17 protein-coding genes and 1 tRNA gene are annotated in these 21,603 nt (G+C 38.9%); 7 read left to right on the plus strand and 11 right to left on the minus strand.

All coding sequences use genetic code 11. The annotated features are described in order from the left end of the window. The 7 genes from CLV94_RS05340 to CLV94_RS05370 form a co-directional block, all read right to left on the minus strand. Complete coding sequence (locus CLV94_RS05340; protein WP_121376234.1) at positions 1 to 1,347, minus strand: deoxyguanosinetriphosphate triphosphohydrolase; 1,347 nt, start codon at positions 1,345 to 1,347, stop codon at positions 1 to 3. Further along, complete coding sequence (locus CLV94_RS05345; RefSeq protein WP_121375393.1) at positions 1,347 to 1,865, minus strand: RDD family protein; 519 nt, start codon at positions 1,863 to 1,865, stop codon at positions 1,347 to 1,349. The genes CLV94_RS05340 and CLV94_RS05345 overlap by 1 nt, the downstream gene beginning before the upstream one ends. A 9-nt stretch (positions 1,866 to 1,874) precedes the next feature. Next, positions 1,875 to 2,099: a hypothetical protein gene (locus CLV94_RS05350; protein WP_121375394.1), complete on the minus strand. Its 225-nt coding sequence runs from the start codon at positions 2,097 to 2,099 to the stop codon at positions 1,875 to 1,877. A 34-nt stretch (positions 2,100 to 2,133) separates the two neighbouring features. Further along, on the minus strand, positions 2,134 to 2,838 hold the full coding sequence (locus tag CLV94_RS05355; RefSeq protein ID WP_121375395.1) for an AAA family ATPase: 705 nt from the start codon (positions 2,836 to 2,838) through the stop codon (positions 2,134 to 2,136). A 104-nt stretch (positions 2,839 to 2,942) separates the two neighbouring features. After that, complete coding sequence (locus tag CLV94_RS05360; RefSeq protein ID WP_121375396.1) at positions 2,943 to 5,336, minus strand: ribonucleoside-diphosphate reductase subunit alpha; 2,394 nt, start codon at positions 5,334 to 5,336, stop codon at positions 2,943 to 2,945. A 179-nt stretch (positions 5,337 to 5,515) separates the two neighbouring features. After that, positions 5,516 to 6,505, minus strand: a complete 990-nt coding sequence (locus CLV94_RS05365) for a ribonucleotide-diphosphate reductase subunit beta (protein WP_121375397.1) — start codon at positions 6,503 to 6,505, stop codon at positions 5,516 to 5,518. A 262-nt stretch (positions 6,506 to 6,767) separates the two neighbouring features. Continuing rightward, positions 6,768 to 7,337 carry a DUF3109 family protein gene (locus tag CLV94_RS05370; protein ID WP_121375398.1) on the minus strand — a complete coding sequence of 190 codons (570 nt, stop codon included), beginning with the start codon at positions 7,335 to 7,337 and terminating at the stop codon, positions 6,768 to 6,770. A gap of 168 nt (positions 7,338 to 7,505) precedes the next feature. On the opposite strand from CLV94_RS05370, the gene CLV94_RS05375 reads away from it, so the two are divergent. From CLV94_RS05375 to CLV94_RS05385, 3 genes are read left to right on the plus strand one after another with little or no spacing between them, the layout of a single operon-like run. After that, positions 7,506 to 8,081 carry a MarC family protein gene (locus CLV94_RS05375; RefSeq protein ID WP_121375399.1) on the plus strand — a complete coding sequence of 192 codons (576 nt, stop codon included), beginning with the start codon at positions 7,506 to 7,508 and terminating at the stop codon, positions 8,079 to 8,081. Positions 8,082 to 8,131: 50 nt separating this feature from the next. Beyond that, positions 8,132 to 8,332 carry a hypothetical protein gene (locus CLV94_RS05380; RefSeq protein ID WP_056067874.1) on the plus strand — a complete coding sequence of 67 codons (201 nt, stop codon included), beginning with the start codon at positions 8,132 to 8,134 and terminating at the stop codon, positions 8,330 to 8,332. Positions 8,333 to 8,335: 3 nt separating this feature from the next. Beyond that, a complete protein-coding gene (locus CLV94_RS05385; protein ID WP_121375400.1) occupies positions 8,336 to 8,944 on the plus strand; it encodes an FAD-dependent oxidoreductase in 609 nt (202 codons plus the stop codon). Positions 8,945 to 9,009: 65 nt separating this feature from the next. On the opposite strand, the gene CLV94_RS05390 is transcribed toward CLV94_RS05385, so the two are convergent. Genes CLV94_RS05390 through CLV94_RS05405 form a run of 4 tightly spaced genes read right to left on the minus strand, consistent with a single transcriptional unit; the run spans position 9,010 to position 12,304 of the window. Then, a complete protein-coding gene (locus CLV94_RS05390; RefSeq protein WP_121375401.1) occupies positions 9,010 to 10,584 on the minus strand; it encodes a S41 family peptidase in 1,575 nt (524 codons plus the stop codon). Beyond that, the gene (locus tag CLV94_RS05395) at positions 10,571 to 11,014 is read right to left on the minus strand and encodes a deoxycytidylate deaminase (protein ID WP_056067869.1); all 444 of its coding nucleotides are present in this window, start codon (positions 11,012 to 11,014) and stop codon (positions 10,571 to 10,573) included. The genes CLV94_RS05390 and CLV94_RS05395 overlap by 14 nt, the downstream gene beginning before the upstream one ends. A 46-nt stretch (positions 11,015 to 11,060) precedes the next feature. After that, on the minus strand, positions 11,061 to 11,510 hold the full coding sequence (locus tag CLV94_RS05400; protein ID WP_121375402.1) for a 6-pyruvoyl trahydropterin synthase family protein: 450 nt from the start codon (positions 11,508 to 11,510) through the stop codon (positions 11,061 to 11,063). A 26-nt stretch (positions 11,511 to 11,536) separates the two neighbouring features. Beyond that, positions 11,537 to 12,304, minus strand: a complete 768-nt coding sequence (locus CLV94_RS05405; protein WP_121376235.1) for an enoyl-CoA hydratase/isomerase family protein — start codon at positions 12,302 to 12,304, stop codon at positions 11,537 to 11,539. Between the two features lie 98 nt (positions 12,305 to 12,402). Between CLV94_RS05405 and CLV94_RS05410 the strand changes: the two genes are divergently transcribed. From CLV94_RS05410 to CLV94_RS05425, 4 genes are all read left to right on the plus strand, one after another. Continuing rightward, a tRNA-Ala gene (locus tag CLV94_RS05410) sits at positions 12,403 to 12,479 on the plus strand. Between the two features lie 390 nt (positions 12,480 to 12,869). Continuing rightward, the gene (locus tag CLV94_RS05415; protein ID WP_121375403.1) at positions 12,870 to 17,048 is read left to right on the plus strand and encodes a fibronectin type III domain-containing protein; all 4,179 of its coding nucleotides are present in this window, start codon (positions 12,870 to 12,872) and stop codon (positions 17,046 to 17,048) included. A 214-nt stretch (positions 17,049 to 17,262) separates the two neighbouring features. After that, entirely contained in the window at positions 17,263 to 20,301 is a 3,039-nt protein-coding gene (locus CLV94_RS05420; protein ID WP_121375404.1) for a sensor histidine kinase, read from the plus strand. A gap of 83 nt (positions 20,302 to 20,384) precedes the next feature. Further along, positions 20,385 to 21,149, plus strand: coding sequence for a LytR/AlgR family response regulator transcription factor (locus CLV94_RS05425; RefSeq protein ID WP_121375405.1), 765 nt, complete (start codon positions 20,385 to 20,387; stop codon positions 21,147 to 21,149). Positions 21,150 to 21,603 lie beyond the last annotated feature (454 nt).

Here is a 21,603-nt window from a genome sequence, read left to right on the forward strand (position 1 = left end):
TTACAGCTTCTTTCTTCCGTTTATCGTATTGAACAATTCGAGCGCATTTCCATCCGTTAGAAGCGAGACGTAGTGGCAGATATGCAATAGCCTTTTGTAGAGGTTGTCCTTTTCGTTGTGGAATTTTTCCGGAAGCATCTTTAACAGCAATTTGTCGTAATTCGAGGCTTGATCATGGAATTTGTTGTTAAAAGCTGTGATGAATTTGTCCAATAACGTCTGGATAATTTGATATCCGACTAATTCTTTCTCAATGACTTCCCTACTTTGATAAATGTTTTTCACGCTCAAGCTGATAATATCATTCATCTGGGCCGTATACTTGCTTTTTTCTGTTAAAGCATAATGGAATTTTCCTTGCAAGATCTGTTCTTCATTTTCGATAAAAACTTGCACGACATCATTGATCAAACTGCCTATTGCCAAAGCTCTCAAATAGCTTATTCTGTCTTCTTTAGTAATTAGTGCATTGAATTTTTTGGTATCGATACTGTCTTTGACTAATTTGATAAGATATTCTAGCGCAAAATCTTCCGAAACCAATCCGAGGTTAATTCCGTCTTCAAAATCAATAATCGTGTAGCATATATCATCGGCTGCTTCGACCAAAAAGGCCAACGGATGTCTTTCGAAACCAATATCGTTTCCTGATTTATTAGGAATCAATCCCAACTCATTGGCGACTTCAGAGAAGAATTCCTTATCAGTCTGGAAGAAGCCGTATTTTTTATCAGAAATATGACTTGTCGGCTTTTTAGGCAAAGATTCTTTTGGGTATTTCATAAAAGCTCCCAAAGTAGCATACGAAATTCTAAGCCCGCCTTCAATACCTGGGCGAGATGCCGTCAATAGTGAAAAACCGTTGGCATTTCCTTCAAAATCAATCAGATCCTGCCATTCTTTTTCAGAAAGCTGGTCTTTGAATTGCTTTCCGTTTCCAATCTTGAAATATTCGCCGATTGCTTTTTCACCCGAATGACCAAATGGCGGATTGCCAATATCATGAGCCAAGGAAGCCGCAGCAACTATAGCTCCGAAATCATTCGGCTGATAGCCATGAACTTCTCGCAGATGCGGGTATTTTTCGATAATTTTTTTTCCGACAAGCCTGCCGATAGAACGTCCGACCACAGACACTTCCAGACTGTGCGTCAGTCGTGTATGCACGAAATCTGTTTTTGAAAGCGGAATTACCTGCGTCTTATCTTGAAGGCTTCTGAATGCTGAAGAAAATATAATCCTATCGTAATCAACTTCAAAGCCCAAACGCGTATCGTCTTGCTCTTTGCGCAATCTTTTTCCTTTATCGCCTTGTCTTTTCAGGGATAAAAGCTGTTCCCAGTTCATCATAATTCGTTGGTATTATTTCCTATTTCATCTAAAGAATAAAACAGTTCTTTTTTCTTTTCTAATAGTTCTTTGTTTACTACATAGGTTTTGGAAATACTGTCGTGCCAGCCTTTGTTTGGAGCTCCCAAAAAAGAAAAAGCGTCAAAAGGAATCAGCCTGCAGAGCGAGCGTACTAATATTTCTTGGCTGTCTGGCTTTTCGCCGTAAATATCAACAACAACTGTTTTTGTGATAAATTTTCCTATCGTTCTTGAAAAAAAGATTTCGAATATATTATAGTAGATTAGTGCAGTCACAGCTCCTAAAGCATATTCTTCGATCATATTCATGCTTTCAATTCGCGCAAGGATACCATCGTTTCCAGTAATAAGAGCGATAATCGTCAGCACTATCACAAGGCCGAACAGCAATACCAGCTGACAAACATAGTCTATAACATAATTTGCTAGACGAGTACCTTGGCTTGCATACAAATCATTATCCAACGTAAATTGCCTTGAAGTTCTATAGTCCATCTTTTGAAATTATTCTTTTAAGTTCGACAAAAAGAAATTCTTAGATTTCTTTGGATATTGCTGATAGGTCTTATCGCTAGGATTTTCAATTATCGACTTGATATTTACTTCGTCTCCAATCTTAAAATTGGCTTCGGTGTATTGGTAATCTAGAAGGTACGGTCCGCAGAAATAATTTCCGTTTTCATCTTTTTCTATGATTCCGGTATAAACTCCTTTTTTTTCTTTTGACATTTTGTTTGAGATTAAAGTAAATAATTTGTTTTGATTAGGAAAGCTTCGACATTTCGTCTAGAATAATATTGTTTTTCACCTGACTAAAGAGGAAATCTTTAGCTTCGGAAAAAGAAATAGCATACTTTCTTTCTACATTTTGGTATTTTATTGGAAACTTCGACAATAGCTTGTCGTAATAGCCGTCTAAAACTTGGTCTGATGGCGATATGAACTCCAGCTTGAGCTCAAATCTTCGAAGCAGTGCTTCGTCAATCATTTGGATTTGATTGGTTGCCGCAATCAATATCGAATTCTTTGGAAAATTATCAATCAATTGCAATAGAGCATTCACAACACGTTTCATTTCGCTGCTGTCTTTGTTATCATAATCCCTGATCTGTCCTAAGGAATCAAATTCATCAAAAAACAGCACTGAGCTTTCGTGATTGGATTCTTTGAAGATATTATGAATGTTCTTTGCCGTCTCTCCTAGCTTTGAAGATACGATAGTCGACAGGTTCACTATAAAAATCTTCTTATCCAATTCTTTTGCTATAGCCTTTGCTGTCATGGTCTTGCCACATCCGGTCTTTCCGTACAGGAATATTTTATTGGCAACAGGAAGCTCATAATGGTGCAAAATTTCAGAAAACTGTTGTTCTTTTAGAAACTGACTGATCTGTTCAGACACAGATGCTTCGAAAACCACATCTTCTAAATTTACATTTTCCCGATCTCTGAAATATAAAGTACTCAAGCGCTCTTAATTTTGCAAGCAAATATACTAAGACTAAAACTATTGCTATAAAAAACAGCCATCAAATGACGGCTGTTTTCTTGAAATGGTATTTTATACTATTATTATGAACCGCACATTTCACAATCGTCTGGTTCTGCATTTTTAGAACGTTCTAGCATTGCTCTGAATTCATCAACAGCAATTGCTGGTTCTGCAACAGCTTCAACTGCTACAGGCTCTGCTTTTTTATCATTATTCAATGTAAACTTAATTGCGTCTACTGCAGATTTAGTTCTCAAATAATACATTCCGGTTTTTAATCCAGATTGCCAAGCATAGAAATGCATCGAAGTCAGTTTTGCATAATTAGCATCTTGCATAAACAAGTTCAACGACTGTGATTGGTCAATGAAATAACCTCTTTGGCGTGACATGTCGATGATGTCTTTCATAGACATTTCCCAAACTGTTTTGTAAAGTTCTTTCAAATCTTGTGGGATCGCATCAATATTTTGAACGGATCCATTATGACGCATGATTTCTTGTTTCAAGTCTTCGTTCCAAAGTCCTAGTTTCACTAAATCTTCCAACAAGTGTTTGTTCACGACGATAAACTCGCCAGAAAGAACACGTCTGGTGTAGATGTTTGAAGTATAAGGTTCGAAAGCTTCATTATTCCCAAGAATTTGAGACGTTGAAGCTGTCGGCATCGGAGCTACTAATAAAGAGTTTCTCACACCGTTTTCCATCACTTCTTTTCTCAAAGAAGCCCAATCCCAACGACCAGATAATTCTTCGTCTTTTAATCCCCAAAGATTGTATTGGAATTCTCCTTGAGAAATTGGAGAACCTTCAAAAGTAGAATATGGACCTTCTTCTTTCGCCATTTCCATCGAAGCAGTTACTGCAGCGAAATAAAGCGTTTCGAAGATTTCTTGGTTTAGTTTTTTAGCCTCATCCGACGTGAAAGGCATTCTCAACAAGATGAAAGCATCTGCCAAACCTTGAACTCCCAATCCAACCGGACGGTGGCGTAGGTTTGAATTTTCTGCTTCTTGAACTGGGTAATAGTTTCTATCGATTACTTTGTTCAAGTTTCTTGTCACGCGTTTTGTTACGCTGTAAAGCAAGTCATGATTGAATTTTCCGTTTTCAACGAACATTGGCAATGATAAGGATGCCAAGTTACAAACTGCAATTTCGTCTTTTGAAGTGTACTCCATAATTTCGGTACACAAGTTAGACGAACGAATCGTTCCAAGATTTTTTTGGTTCGATTTGCGGTTTGCGGCGTCTTTATAAAGCATGTATGGTGTTCCGGTCTCGATTTGAGATTCCAAGATTTTCTCCCATAATTCTCTTGCTTTGATGGTTTTTCTTCCTTTTCCTTGTGCTTCGTAAGATGTATATAGTGCTTCGAATTCGTCACCATAAATATCGTACAATCCTGGGCATTCATTTGGACACATCAATGTCCAAGTAGAATCTTCCTGAACACGTTTCATGAACAAATCTGATGTCCACATAGCGAAAAACAAGTCACGCGCACGCATTTCTTCTTTTCCTGTATTCTTTTTCAGATCTAGGAATTCAAAGATATCGGCATGCCAAGTTTCGATATAAATCGCAAAGCTTCCTTTGCGTTTTCCGCCGCCTTGGTCTACATAACGAGCCGTGTCATTGAACACACGCAACATCGGAACGATTCCGTTTGATGTTCCGTTAGTACCACGAATATATGATCCTGTCGCACGAACGTTATGAATTGACAAACCAATTCCGCCTGCCGATTGCGAGATTTTTGCAGTTTGTTTCAACGTATCGTAGATTCCGTCGATACTGTCGTCCTGCATTGCCAAAAGGAAACAAGAAGACATTTGCGGTTTTGGAGTTCCAGCATTGAATAATGTCGGAGTCGCGTGCGTAAAGAATTTTTTCGACATCAAATCGTAGGTTTCTAACACCGCGTCTAGGTCATTTAAGTGAATTCCTACAGCAACACGCATTAGCATGTGCTGTGGTCTTTCTACGATTTTTCCGTTTATTTTCAACAGATACGAGCGCTCCAAAGTCTTGAATCCAAAATAATCGTAGTTGAAATCTCTATTGTAAATCACGTGAGAATCAAGGAAAGCCGCATTTTCTTGGATTACGTTATACACTTCTTCCGAAAGCAGAGGCGCTTCTTGATTGGTTCTTGGATTTACATAGAAAAACATTTCTTTCATCGTTTCTGAGAACGATTTTGTGGTGTTTTTGTGCAGGTTCGAAATTGCAATCCTTGCTGCCAATTGGGCATAATCTGGATGGGCAATCGTCATAGAAGCTGCTGTTTCTGCTGCAAGATTATCTAATTCTGAAGTTGTAACACCATCATACAACCCTTCGATAACGCGCATTGCTACTTTTACCGGATCAACAAGATCGTTCAAGCCATAGCATAATTTTTTAATTCTATCCGTAATCTTATCAAACATTACCGGCTCTCTGTGGCCATCTCTTTTTACTACATACATAAGTTTACAAATTTGGTTAGGGAATGGAAGACCATTCGGGATTATTAAAAAGGTTAAGAAAATCCATCGAAATGGATTCTTGGTCTTGATGAAAGAAGAATTATTTTCTCAAAAAGAAAATAGTCTGCATCATCCAGAAAATGGTTTAAAGGACAAAAGGGTGTCTGGCTTCTAAGTATCTAGAAATCGGCGTCGAAACTAATTTTTTGCGATTCGCTGTCGTTCCCTGTTCCGCTGTTTAAAACTCCAGCTTTTTGGTATTCTGACACTTTCTTTTCAAAGAAGTTAGTTTTTCCTTGAAGCGAAATCATGTCCATGAAATCGAAAGGATTTGCCGTTCCGTATTCTCTTTCACATCCTAATTCTACTAATAATCTGTCGGTTACAAACTCCAGATATTGTGTCATTAGTCCCGCATTCATTCCGATCAAACTTACAGGAAGCGATTCGGTAATGAATTCTCTTTCAATGTTTAATGCCTCAACAATTATCTCTCTGATTCTGGCTTTTGAAACTTTATTGACCAAGTGGTGGTTGTGCAAATGCACTGCAAAGTCACAGTGAACGCCTTCATCACGAGAAATTAATTCGTTTGAGAATGTCAAACCTGGCATTAAACCGCGTTTTTTCAACCAGTAAATCGAGCAAAAAGCGCCTGAGAAAAAGATTCCTTCAACAGCTGCAAAAGCGATTAACCTTTCGGCAAATGAGTCAGATTCAATCCATTTTAGAGCCCAATCTGCTTTTTTTCGTATGGCTGGAAAAACTTCCAAAGCATTGAATAATTCGTCTTTTTCGGCTTCATCTTTAACGTAAGTATCAATCAGAAGCGAATAGGTTTCGCTATGAATGTTCTCCATCATAATCTGAAAACCGTAGAAAAATTTTGCTTCTGCATATTGCACTTCGTTCACGAAGTTTTCGGCAAGATTTTCGTTTACAATCCCGTCAGATGCGGCAAAAAAAGCTAGAATATGCTTGATGAAATATTTCTCTTCATTATTAAGCTTGTTATTCCAGTCATTTAAATCTTGTGACAAATCAATTTCTTCAGCTGTCCAAAAACTAGCTTCCATTTTTTTATACCATTCCCAAATATCGTGGTGTTTGATAGGAAAAATGACAAATCTATTCTTGTTTTCTTGTAAAATTGGTTCTATCGCTGCCATACTATCTTGACGTTTATTGTTTTATAGGAAATTATTCTTTGATTTCTTTACACTACAAAGATTGTCATTTGTATCGGTAAATGAAAGCCAAACTTATCCACAATTGGACATAGTTTTTAACAAGAGGTAATTTAATTCTTACTTTTTTACATTTTTCCAATTAACTGAAAAACAAGCAATTAGAAAGTAAAAAACGCTGTAAACTCCTATAAAATATAGGAACTGACACATCCGAAAATTTAAAATTTGAGATTAAAAAAACTTATTGATTTTTAAGTTCTTGAGCGACCTTTTCGAGCTCCATATACCAGTCTTCTCCAAAGCGGCGAATCAACGCTTCTTTCACGAATTTGTAAACGGGCACTTCTAATTCTTTACCCAAAGAGCAAGCATCGTCACAGATTTCCCATTTATCATAATTGACAGCGGCAAACTCGGTGAAATCCTTAATCCTTATCGGATATAAGTGGCAAGAAACTGGTTTTTTCCAATCTACAATACCTTGATTATAGGCTTGTTCGATACCGCAAAGCGCGGTTTTTCCGTCAAAGATTACATAGGCGCAATCTTTATTATCAATTAGCGGCGTTTCCAAATCGCCATCGGTACCTTTTACCCAAGTGCCTTGCGCTTCGATTGCTGCAATTCCTTCTTTGCGAAGAAACGGCTTTACTTTAGGGTAAATAGCTTCTAAAATTTTTGTCTCTTCTTCATTTAAAGGTGCACCGGCATCGCCATCAACACAGCAAGCCCCTTTGCAAGCCGAAAGGTTGCACACAAATTCTTTTTCTAGTATGTCTTCAGAGACAATGGTTTTTCCTAATTGAAACATGTTGCAAAGATACAATTTGGATTTCAGATTTCAGATTTTAGACTTTAGATTTGATGTTAAACTTTTAAGTGTCTAATTTTCAGAATATAATACCAACAAAAAATTAACTTATCGTTAGCGTATTTCCATTTTAAATAAAATAATTTTGCAGCTTCAAAAAGCATCGTTATGGGATTCGATTGGAAAGAGATTTTTACTGTTAGCATGGTTTTGTTCGCTGTTATCGATATTGTCGGAAGCATTCCGATTATTGTCGATTTGCGTTCCAAAGTAGGGCATATTCAATCTGAAAAAGCTTCAATCGTAGCCTGTGTTATCATGATCGCTTTTCTTTTTGTAGGCGAGGAAATCTTGAAACTGATCGGCATCAACGCAAGTTCATTTGCTGTGGCGGGTTCTTTCGTATTGTTTTTCCTGGCTTTAGAAATGATTTTAGGAATCCGTCTTTATAAAGAAGACAATCCCAGCACCGCTTCTATCGTTCCGATTGCCTTTCCCTTGATTGCCGGAGCTGGAACGATGACTACTATTCTTTCCTTGAGAGCGGAGTATGAAAAAATAAACATAATTGTTGCCATAATCATAAATATAATCGTAGTTTTCGCCGTCTTAAAGTCGTCTTCAAAAATCGAGAAACTGCTTGGCGAAAATGGCCTTGGCGTTATCCGAAAAATTTTCGGCGTGATTTTGCTGGCTATTGCTGTTAAATTATTTGGCGCCAATGTTAAAGGACTTTTCATCTAAAATAGATTTTATTAATTTCACAATTCATAATTAGACAACCCCTTCTTATAATGAAAATTTTTACTTATATATTAATATTTTTAGCGTTAGCATTAATCATTTTCAACATCACGATCCTAGATTTCGACCACTTATTCGAAGGAGACAGCGTGGTTGGATTGATTGGAATTGCAGCTTCTTTCTGCGCTATCTTTATCCTTTTGATATTTAGGATGTCAAAAATGATTGAAGAAAAAACAAAAGACAAATAGTTTATGTTTGACGTTTTAATCATTGGAGGCGGTGTTTCAGGAATGTCATGCGCCTTGGTTTTGGGTTCTGCAGGAAACAAAGCTTTTGCTGCAGATAAAAAAATCGGAATTTTTACGCACCAGAAAGCATCGAATCTTCAAGATGCTGTTTTTAATAATGCTTACGGAATTCCGGCAGGGAAATTAGGCTCGGAATTATTGGAAGAAAGCAAAGCGCAACTGGCATCGCTTTATCCTCATGTGGCGCAGATTGAAAATGAAAAGGTCATGAGCGTGGAAGGCGAATATCCAAACTTTACGGTTACGACCAACAAAAATTCTTACCAGACAAAAATCATCGTAGTCGCGATTAACGCTACCAATACTTTTGCGATTGAAGGCTTAATGGATTATGTAATACCGCACAAAAAAGCGATTGTAGAAAAGAACCGAATCCAGTTAAAAAACGAAGATCATCTAGTTGCAGAAGGAATTTATGTGGCTGGGACCTTGGCAGGACTCAGAAGCCAATTGTCTATTGCGGCAGGAAGCGGAGCTTCAGTAGCTACCGATATCTTGACATTGTGGAATAACGGCAATCATTCGCAAGTACACGACAGTATTCGAAAATAAATTTATGATTTATATAAACAGAAAAAGCATCCATAACGGATGCTTTTTTATTTTGTTTGATGAAATTATTTTCTTTCCAAAACGGCCTTAATCATGGCATCTTCCTTCAAGACGATTTCATAATATTTATCGTCGCCATACAATTGTCGTGCAAACTCGGCAGCCAGGTAGCGTTTTACAAGATTTTTGGTATGTTTCAAGTCCAAAAGCACGCCGTTTTTAATCAAATATTTCTGAAATGTATTGAAATAGGCATCGGAATTATGCATTTTTGCTTGGAATTGCTCAAAGCTCAAGCCTTTAAAATCATCGCGCTTTTTATCCAATTCTTCGAAGGCAAAATAACCTACCAGACCCGACTGCATCATATAAGCGATGCTCTCTTCGCCATGTTCTACTTCTAAAGGCACAAAAATATCCGGAACGATTCCGCCGCCGCCATATACAATGCGTCCTTTTGGTGTTTTGAATTTTAGGGTATCGGCTACCTTAATGCTATCCGACTTATATAATTCTCCGGATTCGAAGCGTTTTTCAAATTCCTTAAAGTATTCTTCGCTTCCTTTTTCGTAGGATTTTTGGATCGAGCGTCCGGTTGGAGTATAGTATCTCGCCACAGTCAAACGTACGGCAGATCCGTCGCCCAAAGGCATTTCGCGCTGCACAAGTCCTTTTCCGAAAGAACGTCTTCCAACAATCAGTCCGCGGTCATTATCTTGTATGGCGCCTGCAAGAATTTCGCTGGCAGAAGCACTGTTTTCGTTGATCAGTATATATACTTTTCCGTTTTCAAAACTGCCATCGCTTGTAGCATAGGTCTTGTCGATTCTTCCTTTTTTATTTTTGGTGAATACGATCAAGGCATCGTCTTTCAAAAAGTCATCCGCAATATCGATTGCCTTGTCTAAATAGCCGCCTCCATTATCGCGTACATCCACAATAAGCGTCTTGGCTCCTTGTCTTTTGAGATTTAAAAGTCCTGTCTCGAACTCATCGTAAGTAGTTTCGGCAAAACGATTCACTTTTATATAACCGACCGCAGGATTTACCATTACAGCAATATCAACGCTTTTTATCGGAACGATATCGCGCTTCACTTTTACCTTCAGCTTTTTGTTTTCGTTTTTCCTGTAAATCGTCAGCTCTACATCAGAACCCACGCTTCCTTTTAGTTTGGAAAAGAGCGTATCATTGGTGATTTTTCTTCCAAAGAGCTTATAATTGTTGGCAAAAAGAATCCTGTCGCCCGATTTGATTCCGGCCCTTTCAGAAGGTCCACCTTCCACAGGTTTTATTACGGCAACGGTATCATTGTACATATAGAAATTGACGCCAATGCCTACAAAATCGCCTTTCATGCTTTGAGAAACCTGCTCAAATTCGTTTTTCGCTATGTAGACAGAGTGCGGATCCAGCCTGTCCAATATGCCTGTTACCGTCAAATCGACAATCGAATCGGTATTGACATTATCGACATATTCTCGATCAATAAAATCAAGGAGCTTGTTGAGTTTATTTTTAGGATTGGCTTTAGAAAACGCTACGCCTTGGGACGGAAAATTGAGCATTCCTCCCAAGACCACTCCAATCGCCAGAGCGGCAAAAATGATAAAAGGCAAATATATCTTATTGTTTTTCATTCATTTCGGTTTCGGAGATATGAACTACCTCAACGCCTGCATCTTTTAAAAATTGTATTCCTGAATCGTCTTTATAGCCTTCTTGATAAACGACGCGTTTTATTCCCGATTGGTGGATCAATTTGCTGCATTCCTTGCAAGGCGACAACGTAATATATAATGTGGCACCTTCGCAAGATTGTGTTGAACCAGCCACTTTCAGAATCGCATTGGCTTCGGCATGAAGCACATACCATAATGTCAGGCCATCGGCACCTTCACAAGAATTTTCAAATCCAGATGGCGTTCCATTGTATCCGTCAGAAATAATCATCCTGTCTTTCACAATAATTGCGCCAACTTGTTTTCTTTTGCAATACGACAGCCGGCTCCATTCTTTTGCAATACGAAGATAGGCCTTATCGTATTTATTTAACTTATTCAGATTCATACGTTTGAAGAAGATTTATTACAGTGATTTTGTTTCCAGCGTACAATTAATTATCGCTTTGGAACCATTCTGCAAATGAGGTTTCGGTTTCCTGAAGCCTCAAGGAATGCAATGTAATGTTTTCGGGCAGCCTGCTTTTGATTTTTGCGGCGAAATCAATCACCATATTTTCGCTTGTCGGCTGATAGTTTACTAAAATGACGTGGTGGTCGCGGCTTTTGAGTTCCTCAGCCAGTTCGATATGGGGCGTATTTTTATTAAAGACAGTAGCGTGGTCAAAAACATCTACAACTTCTTCGCGGACAATCTTTTTCAAGTCTGAAAAATCAATCACCATTCCAAATTTCACGTTTGTATTGTCTGAAATTGGAGTTCCGATAACGGTTACCGATAATTTATAGCTATGTCCGTGCACGTTTTTACATTTTCCGTCGTAGCCATAAAGCGCATGTCCCGTTTCGAAACTGAATTGCTTGGTAATTCTGATTTTGCTCATTCTATTTTATTTAGATGCAAATTTAGTTACTTTTTGAATTGGTTCAGGGCATTTCTGCTAAAATCTGACAAAACCAACTTGCCTGAAATTGAAGCTCTTTCATAGAGAAGCGTTTCCCAATTTTCAGTTCCTTCCCAAAGTACTTTTTTCATTTCTGATAATGCTTCAGGATTGTAGGATGCTAATTTTGAAGCAAAAATTTCGAGTTCCTTATCCAGTTCTTCTCTAGTCTCAAAAACGTTGGCATACAAACCTTTTTCTTGAGCCCAATAGGCGTTTTTCCATTCATGAGCGGCTAAAGTCATTTCGCCCAAAGCACTTTTGCCTATCCTTCTAGAAACGGCTGGCTCGATGACGAATGGGCCGATACCTATTGCCAATTCTGAAAGTTTTATGGCGCTGTCTACTGTGGCAAATGCATAATCGCATGCAGCAGCCAGTCCTACTCCCCCTCCTACAGCTTTACCATGGATACGTCCGACAATCAGCTTGGAACATTTTCGCATCGCATTGATTACGTTGGCAAAGCCTGAAAAAAAGCTCGTTCCTTCAATTAAATTGGAAACAGCCAGCAGCTCGTCAAAAGAAGCTCCGGCACAAAAAGCGCCTTCGCCTTCGCTTTTAAGAATTATCAGGTTGACTTCTTGATTGTTGCTTAAATCATTGAGTTCTTTTGTCAGTCGCTGCAGCAGCTCGCTAGGAAAAGAATTGCTGGCCGGATGTCCAAATTCAACGGTTGCTATTTTATTTTCGATAGTGGTATAGAGCGAACCGTTTTGCCTTTCTGTTGTCATAAAAAAATATTTGTCCGTAAAGTTACGGTTTTGAGAAATAAATTCACTCCAAGGCATTTGCTTTTTGAAAATTAATTGCCTTAATTTGCCTCAGCTTTGGGGATGTAGCTCACTTGGCTAGAGCGCTTGGCTGGCAGCCAAGAGGTAGTGGGTTCGAATCCCATCTTCTCCACCACAAGAGACGATCTAGTTTGATCAAACTAAATCGTCTTTTTTTATGTTGTATTTTTTCGAGTTCTATCGTAAAAAATCCTTTGAAATAATATCCAAATCAAGCATTGATGAATGTTTGAAAACCATAATCTGTATCTACTCAATGCGAAAATAATACTTGTACCTCCAAAATTGTAAAATTCTTTTTCTCATAAAAACGATTTTACTCTAATTCGCTACGCTTATATCCAAAAAAGCTTCGCTTATTCATTAGCTGAAATTATATTTTTTCTTTGATTTATTATTGCATGCGATTAAACTGTAAATAATGAAATTAGATTGCCTCGCCATCAAAATCATGTCGGTTTACTTTAGCATTTAAAAATTAAAAAGCAAACCTTAAATACAAACTATGAGAACAAAAATTACTTTTCTGTACCTTCTGGCACTTATATGCTTTATCCAGAAGGTCAGTGCGCAATGCACTAACGGAGGTCCATCTTCGTCACAAGCATACACCCCCATTCATGACAACAATGAACGCATCATCAGTGGCAATACCCATCCGGGTGAATACTTCCGGGTGAATACATTTTCAACGGCTACCCGTTACACTTTCAAAAGTGACCGTCCTACAGAGTATATTACGATTACCGATGCTAACGGTTCACAGATATTTGCAAGCGGATTAAATGGTTCGAATGGAGTAAGCTTTACACCACCTTATCCTCAAACGATTCGTTTTTACGTTCACACCAATGCACAGTGCGAAACTAATCCGTTTATAACAACGGATCTAGTTTTAAAGACTACAACAATAGACAATTCTTGTGATTCTCCTAATACACTTTCGGTTTCGAATATCACGTCGAACTCTTGTAAAGTAAGTTGGAACGCTCAAATTATAGGGCAGATTACATCCTATGATGTTTATGTGAACACTACGGGAGTTGCTCCTGTTGAAAATACAACTCCAACTGTGCAGGCAGCAGGTTCTAGAGAAGCTCAAGTGTCGGGATTAGCCGCCAATACAACACATTATTATTGGGTACGAACTAGATGTGTTGCCAATGGTGGAATTTGGGTTCCTGGCGGTTCTTTCAGGACCAATCCTGCTGGTGCTGGCTGTAACGGCGCTCCTTACGGACTGTATCCTCAAGCTACTGTCAATGTAACCTGTAACGGAACTGTGCAGCAAATCGCTACCGATGCTCATGCAGGAGAATATACAAATGTTTCTGTAAGCAGCAATCAGCAATACACATTTAGCAGTTCTGTATCGACAGACTTTATTACTATTACCGATCCTACCGGAGCTACCATTTATGCTTCCGGACAAACACCATTTGTATGGGTTAACAACTCCAATTGGGCAAGCATCAGATATTATCTGCATAGTAATTCTTCTTGCGGAACTGAGGCTTCACCAAGAATCAAATCAATTAAATGCGGTGGTGTTGTAGGAGGATGTACCAGTGGGGATCTTCATCCACAAGCCACATTTACTCCAGCGTGCACCGGATCTACTGAATTGGTTGTTAACGACGCCTATGCGGGTGAATATTCCAATATCAATGTAACGGCTAACAAAGACTATACTTTTTCAAGTTCGAAAGTAGGTGATTTTATCACTATTTCGAATCCGGTTGGAAATGTAGCGATGGCTACCGGTCCTTCTCCACTGGTTTGGAATTCAGGTTCAACATCTGGTGTCATCAGATATTACATACATACTAATTCAAGCTGTGGTACACAGAACATCAACAGACAGCGTTATATCCAATGTGCCGCTACTCCAACTTGTGGTGCACCTAGCGCTTTATCGGTTACTAACATAACCTCAAATTCTAGCCGATTGAACTGGACGGCACCTGCAACTGCGCCTGCTTCATACGATATTTACATCGTTACTGCAAATACCGCTCCGAATGACAATACTGCTGCTACTGTTACAAGTACTACTGCAGGCGTGGGCACTCTTAACGGATTGGCAGCTGCTACAACTTACTATTATTGGATCAGATCTAATTGCGGTACTGCAAAAAGTGCATGGGTGTCTGGTGGGAATTTTACGACCCTTGCTGCCCTAAATTGTAACGGTGCTATCAACGGGTTGTATCCTGATGCGACTTTCACGCCAGCGTGTACAGGAGCTACTGAACAAATAGCTAATGACTCGTGGGCAGGAGAATATTCAAATGTAAACGTAGTGGCAAATAAGCTATATACATTTACGAGTTCAATTGCTACCGATTATATTACGATTACAAATGCTACAGGAACGGTAGTTTTGGCAAGCGGAGTAACTCCTTTAAACTGGACATCGGGTTCTACTACGGGAGTTGTGAGATACCACTTGAATACTAATACAAGCTGTGGAACTGTAAACGCAGTAAGAACACGTTCTATTAAGTGTGTTGATGCTCCGGCAGGAAATTGTGGTGTACCAACAGCATTATCGGTTACAAACATAACATCAAATTCAAGCCGATTGAATTGGACTGCTCCAGCAACTGCGCCTTCTACATACGATATTTACATCATTACTACAAATACCGCTCCGAATGCCAATACCACTGCTACTGTTGTAAGTAATAATGCAGGTGTGGGTGTTCTAAACGGATTGGCAGCTGCTACAACTTACTATTATTGGATCAGATCCAATTGCGGTACTACAAAAAGTGCATGGGTATCTGGTGGGAATTTTACGACCATTGCGGCTCTAAACTGTAATGGCGCTACCAACGGATTGTATCCTAATGCGACTTTCACGCCAGCGTGTACAGGAGCTAATGAACAAATAGTTGCTGATGCGTGGGCAGGAGAATATTCTAATGTCAATGTAATGGACAACAAGCAGTACACGTTTACAAGTTCGGTTGCCACAGATTACATTACGATTACAAATGCTACAGGAACAGTAGTTTTGGCAAGCGGAGTAACGCCTTTAAACTGGAGTTCAGGCTCTACTTCAGGTATTATAAGGTACCACTTGAATACCAATGCAAACTGTGGAACTGCGAACGCAGATAGAATACGTTCTATTAAGTGTGTCGCTGCTCCTGCAGGTTGCGGTGTACCAAGCGACCTTTCAGTAACTGACATAACATCAAATTCAGCTCGAATTAACTGGGCGGGGCCTTTTCCTGCACCTATGGGATATGACTTGTATGTTGTACAAAGTAATACTGCTCCTACTGCAAATACTGCTCCTACGCATCTATCTTCTGACATTACAAGACTGATTACCGGATTGAGTCCTGCAACAAATTACAACTATTGGGTACGTACAAATTGCGGTTCAACAAGAGGAAACTGGGTGTATGGCGGAAGTTTTGATGTTATTCCTGTTGTTGGTTGTAATGGTGCTATATTCGGATCTTATCCTACAGAAACCCTTCAGATCGCTTGTACTGGAAGCCCTGAGATAGTTGCTGAAGGTCTTGCCGGTCAGTTTACAAAGATTTACATCAATTTCAGTCAGTATTATGTCTTTTCAAGTTCAATAGCAACGGATTATATCACTATCACGGATGCCTCTGGAATGACAGTGTATGCAAGTGGAACTACGCCACTAAGCTGGGCATCAGGAACCAATTTGGGGTCTATCCGTTTTTATGTACATAGCAATGCAAACTGCGGGGCTCAAGATGCTATCAGAGTAAAATCGGTTACGTGCAGCAGCACTCCGATTGGAGGCTGTGGTCTACCAACCAATGTTTCGGCATCTAACGTAACGTCAAACTCTGCTCTAATCAGCTGGACACCTCCAGTTCCAACACCTTCTGCAGGATATGATTTGTATGTTGTAAACAGCAATACTGTTCCTAATTACAATACCACTCCTACGCATACCGTTTCTAACAACTACACTTCAACGGTTGTGAGCGGACTGAGCCCTGCAACGAATTATGCTTATTGGGTACGCGCTAATTGTGGTTCTACAAAAGGAGACTGGGTTTATGGCGGAAGTTTTGATGCGATTCCTGCTGTTGGTTGTAACGGTGCTGTATACGGTCCTCATCCTGTAGAAGCTGTGCAGATTGGCTGTATGGGAACTGCTGAGATCATTTCTGAAGGCTATGCTGGAGAGTATGCAAAAGTCTATATCAATTTTGGTCAGCAATATACCTTCTCAAGCTCAGTAGCAACGGATTATATTACTATCACAGATGATAATGGAATGACAATTTTAGCTAGCGGACCTACTCCACTGAACTGGTCATCTGGAAGCAATGTAGGTGTTATCCGTTATTATGTACACACCAATGCAAACTGTGGTTCTCAAAATTCTGTCAGACTAAAATCGATTACATGCAGAAACCCTCTTGGTATTGATGAGCAATTTGCTCAAAATAACGTTACCATTTATCCGAATCCAAGTTACGGACAATTTACTGTCGAAACCGGAAGTGTAACGGCTGATACTATCACAATTACAGATAATCTTGGAAGGGTCATCACTACTTTCAAACCTTCTTTATCAAAATCGGATTTATCAATTGATAGTTTTGCAGAAGGTATTTATTATGTAAAAATAGATTATCAGAATAAGACAGTTACTAAAAAACTAGCTCTTAAAAAGAACTAAATTTTGATAGATTACTATAGTTTTTAACCTTAAAACCCCGCCTTTAGCGGGGTTTTTTTATGTTCTATCGGTACTATATCAGCTGGTACCTTTTTTACCAATTATGGAATAGATCAGAAAAAAATTATAGGACCGAATCCTTTTTTATCTCTCAAACCTTCCAAATGTATTTATTTACCTAAAAATAACTATTTTGGCTTCATAATTTATATTTATGCGCGTCCGAATCTTAATAGTAGCGTTGCTGTACTTTATCCAAGGTTTTGGACAGGAACTTGCTTTAAAGGAAGCGCAGATCAGAGACAAAGACAACACCTATCTTTTAAGCAGCGCCCCATTTGTTGATAACAACCGATTTGTCTGGTATGCTACCAATCGTGATGGCGATTTCTATAGGTTTGACGGAAAGAATAAGCTTCGGTATCGCTTTCATAAAGACAAAGACAACTACTATGACAGCTTTTATATCTCGAGCCATGCCTGGATACAAGATTCCAATAATACGATTTGGGCTGCCGAACTGAACAAAGCCTATCTCATAACGCCAGACAAGCTTCAAGTAGAATGCATCCAATATCCTACAGAGGGCTTACGAATCAAATCTGCTATTGCCAAAGACAAAGCAAACAACCTATGGATCAGCAATGGATCGCGTTTTTTAATCAAAATCACTCCTGACCGACAGGTGACTCAGGTTACCCATCCCATACTAGAAAATAAAAAAGAAAGCTTTGATATAATGAAGACCCTAGAGGATGGCAGGATCATCGCCAAATCAGGATTTCGTCTTTTTTACATCGATGCCAAAGGATTGCACTTTTTTGGCGACCTTAAAGCCATAGACAAAGATATCAATTATGATTTTGCCCTCTTTGAGAATGGTAAAATTGTTGCAAAAAACACCAGTGGCTACTATAAATACAATGCTACTGCCTACAAGTATATTTACTTAAAAGGATTAGACCTGCAGCTGTTCAACTATTCGTATGGCGACGGAGACTGTTATCTGGGCAATTGCGATTGGAGCAACAATACGCTCATTGCCGATTCCAAGCTTTTTATTGCAGACGACTCCAATCTCTTCGTCAACGAGATTGATAAGAATACGAATGAGATTCGCACTATCGATACCCTGCACTTCAAAAAGCCCATTTCCATAGCTTCCAACAAGCACCATCCTAATTTTATATGGATATCGACTTATGATGAGCTATACAAGCTATTGGTAACACCGAGCCATTTCGAAAGAATCTTACAATTCAACAACAGGCAGCTCAGTACCAGAGGCATTGTGGCGGACTCAAAAAACAACCTCTACATCGGAACCTACGAAGGTCTTTATACGCAAGAGAACGGACACAAAAAAGCTAAAGAAGTTGTAGTCAAGGGCGAAAAAAACGGAGTCTATGACATTTTGTTTTTAGAAAAAAATGATTCTATCTTATGGGCTACAGAAGGATACAACTGGATCAAAAGAGTGAATCTGAATACGCATACAAAAAAAGAATTTGAACAGACAGATGGCTTGGCGATTCAGTGCCTAAAAGAAAAATCATCCGATGCTTTTTGGCTAGGAACAGATCAGGGCCTATTTGTTTTCGATAAAAAGACCGGAAAAACAAGTCCTTATGTAGAAGATGGCTATTTCTTGGGGAACACTTCCGTATTCGGCTTTATAGAAGCCAGAAACGGGAAAAAATGGATAGCGACCCGACAAGGGCTGTTCGTGAAAGAAAAAGGCAAGGATTTTATCAACTACCATACCCTAAATCCATCTTTTGATTATAAAAACCTGCTGGTACTGCACGAAGACGAGAAAGGCAATTTATGGATGGGTACTGATGGCAAAGGGATTGTTTTCTTAGATCCTAAAACCAACCGATTCAAAAACCTGACCCAATCCAACGGGCTTTCCAACAACATCGTCTGCGGCATAATAGAAAGCAAGGACGCGCTGTGGTTTTCTACCTATTACGGATTGTCACGATTCGACAAGCAGAAAGCCTTTTTTACAGTATATTATAAAGAAGACGGACTCAGTGAGAATGAATTTAATGTAAGATCTTCCTATAAGAAAAACAATAATTCCTTTTATTTCGGAGGCCTCAATGGTATTGTAGAATTCAATCCCGAAAAAATAGAAATCAGTTCCAAACACCCCCATACTCTTTTCTTATACAGCTCCTCTTATTTTTCAAAAGACAAAAATAAAAACATAACAGATTATCTAAATCTTGACCAACAGACCATCAGCCTTCCTTATAACAAGAATTACTTTTCGGCCATCTTTTCTATTAACGAACTGTTTTTTATTGAAAAGAACAGCTATTTATATAAGATCGAAGGGCTCAGGGAGGAATGGATCGATGCCGGAACTTCAGGCTCTATAGAACTTCCCAGCTTGCCGCCTGGCAATTATGTGCTGCGGGTAAAAGGAAAAGATGCCAAAGGAATAGAAACTGCCAACGAAATCAAAATCCGCCTGCATGTAGAACAGCTATTTTACAAGACCCCTCTTTTTATGGGCTTGGCCCTGCTTTCTGTGTTGGCTCTTGTTATCTATCTGTTTATCAGGCGCAGCAAGAAGCAGAAAAGAATTTTCGAAAGAGAAAAAGAAATCATCGAGCTCAAAGCGAGCGCGCTAAAAGCCCAGATGAATCCTCACTTTGTCTTTAACATTCTCAACAATATGCAGAGCGTCTTGATATTAAAAGGCGAAAGAGAAGTCAACAAATACTTTGGTGCTTTTTCCAAGCTGCTCAGGCTGACATTAGACATGTCAAAACAAGAGCTGGTAACGCTGAATGACGAAATAGACTACATCACCAATTACCTGCTGCTTAATAAAATGCAATTGAATGACGAATTAGACTATTCGATAGTCGTTGAAGACAGCATCAAGAATACTTCCGACATAGCATTGGCTGGGATGTTGATACAGCCTTTTGTCGAAAACGCAATCCTCCACGGATTATCCCGAAAAAAAGACCGCAAGCTGGTTCTTCATTTTACGATTCAAGACCATTACCTTATAGTAACCATAGAAGACAATGGTATCGGCAGGGCAGCGGCAGCGCTGCTGTCTAAAAACAAAACAGAAACGCACAAGTCTTGGGCAACTACTATTGTAAATGAACGCATCAAGATAATGAACGATTCTTATAAAGACTCCGTAAGCCTAGAAATCATCGACCTAGAAAAAGAAGGAGTGCCGTCAGGAACCAAGGTTGTTATACGCTTGAAAATAAATTGATTTAATGTTTGACATCTGTTAAATTTTTTTAATTTTAAAAAAACAATTGCCCAGCTTTTTAGTAGAACCTAATTTCGCACGACATGAACATTTATAGAGCGCTGATAGTAGATGACGAGGTCAATAATAGTGCTATACTGCAACATTTTGTTACTACCTATTGCCGAAATGTCGAGGTCATCGGCCAGGCAACTACTGTAGCCCAAGCCGTTTCAGAAATTAACAGCAAGCAGCCCGACATTATCTTTTTAGACATCCGGCTTAATGAAGGCGACGCTTTTGATATTCTTGACAAAATAGAAAACATCAAGGCGCAGGTCATTTTTGTCACCTCTTATGACGAATATGCCATAAAAGCATTTAAGTACAATGCTGTTGACTATATCCTAAAGCCGATATTGATCGAAGATGTTGTCCTATCCGTAAACAAAGCCATAAAAAACATCGAGCAGAAACAGTATTTCGATTTCCAAAAAAACATATCCAGCGATTTTCAATCGCTCGTGCCAGAAAACAAAGACTATTTAGCCATACCCTCTATGGATGCTGTCGATCTAGTACGAAACAGCCATATCATATATATCGAAGCCGATAACAAATATACCATCCTGCATACCACCACAGAAGGAAAGAAATACATATCAAGCAAAAACCTGCAGTATTTTGAGACTGTTGCAGATCCCTTGTCTTTTTTCAGAATACACCATTCCTATATCGTCAATATCCAGCACCTGCTCCGAATAGTAAAAAGAGACGGAAGCTACTGCGAAATGGCAGGCGGCGTATTATTGCCTATCTCCAAAAGAAAGCAAGACGACTTTAACGTCTTTCTCAAGATCAAAAATTAGCAAAAAGAATCATTTTCTTGTTTTTATGACAAAAAAAGCAGCCATCAGACACCAAATCTGATGGCTTTTTTAGTATCCAAAAAAACAGTTACACCAAAAAAGTGACCAGTTACGCCCGTATTTGACCACTTATTACTTTTGGGTTGCTAAATAATTTACAATCTCCAACCTTTGTCATAAGTAAATTGATTAAAAAAAGCATCTCCATCCTCTTCATGTGGTTAGTTTGGTACAAAGAAACTTCGGAGATGCTTTTACACTAAATGAGGTAAGGTCTATCGCTACCGTTTTGAGACCTCCTTGCCGTTTATTCAGTCAAAAATTTGAGGGACCGTTAGGAACCGAAAACAAGATATAAAATTGAAAAGGTTAATTGTGATAAGAATGTAAGAAAGGAAGCGTGTCTAAGTATTTTTTTCATTTAGAGTATTTTGATTAACAGCTAATTATTATT

Source organism: Flavobacterium endophyticum (assembly GCF_003634455.1).
GTDB classification, from domain to species: Bacteria; Bacteroidota; Bacteroidia; order Flavobacteriales; family Flavobacteriaceae; genus Flavobacterium; species Flavobacterium endophyticum.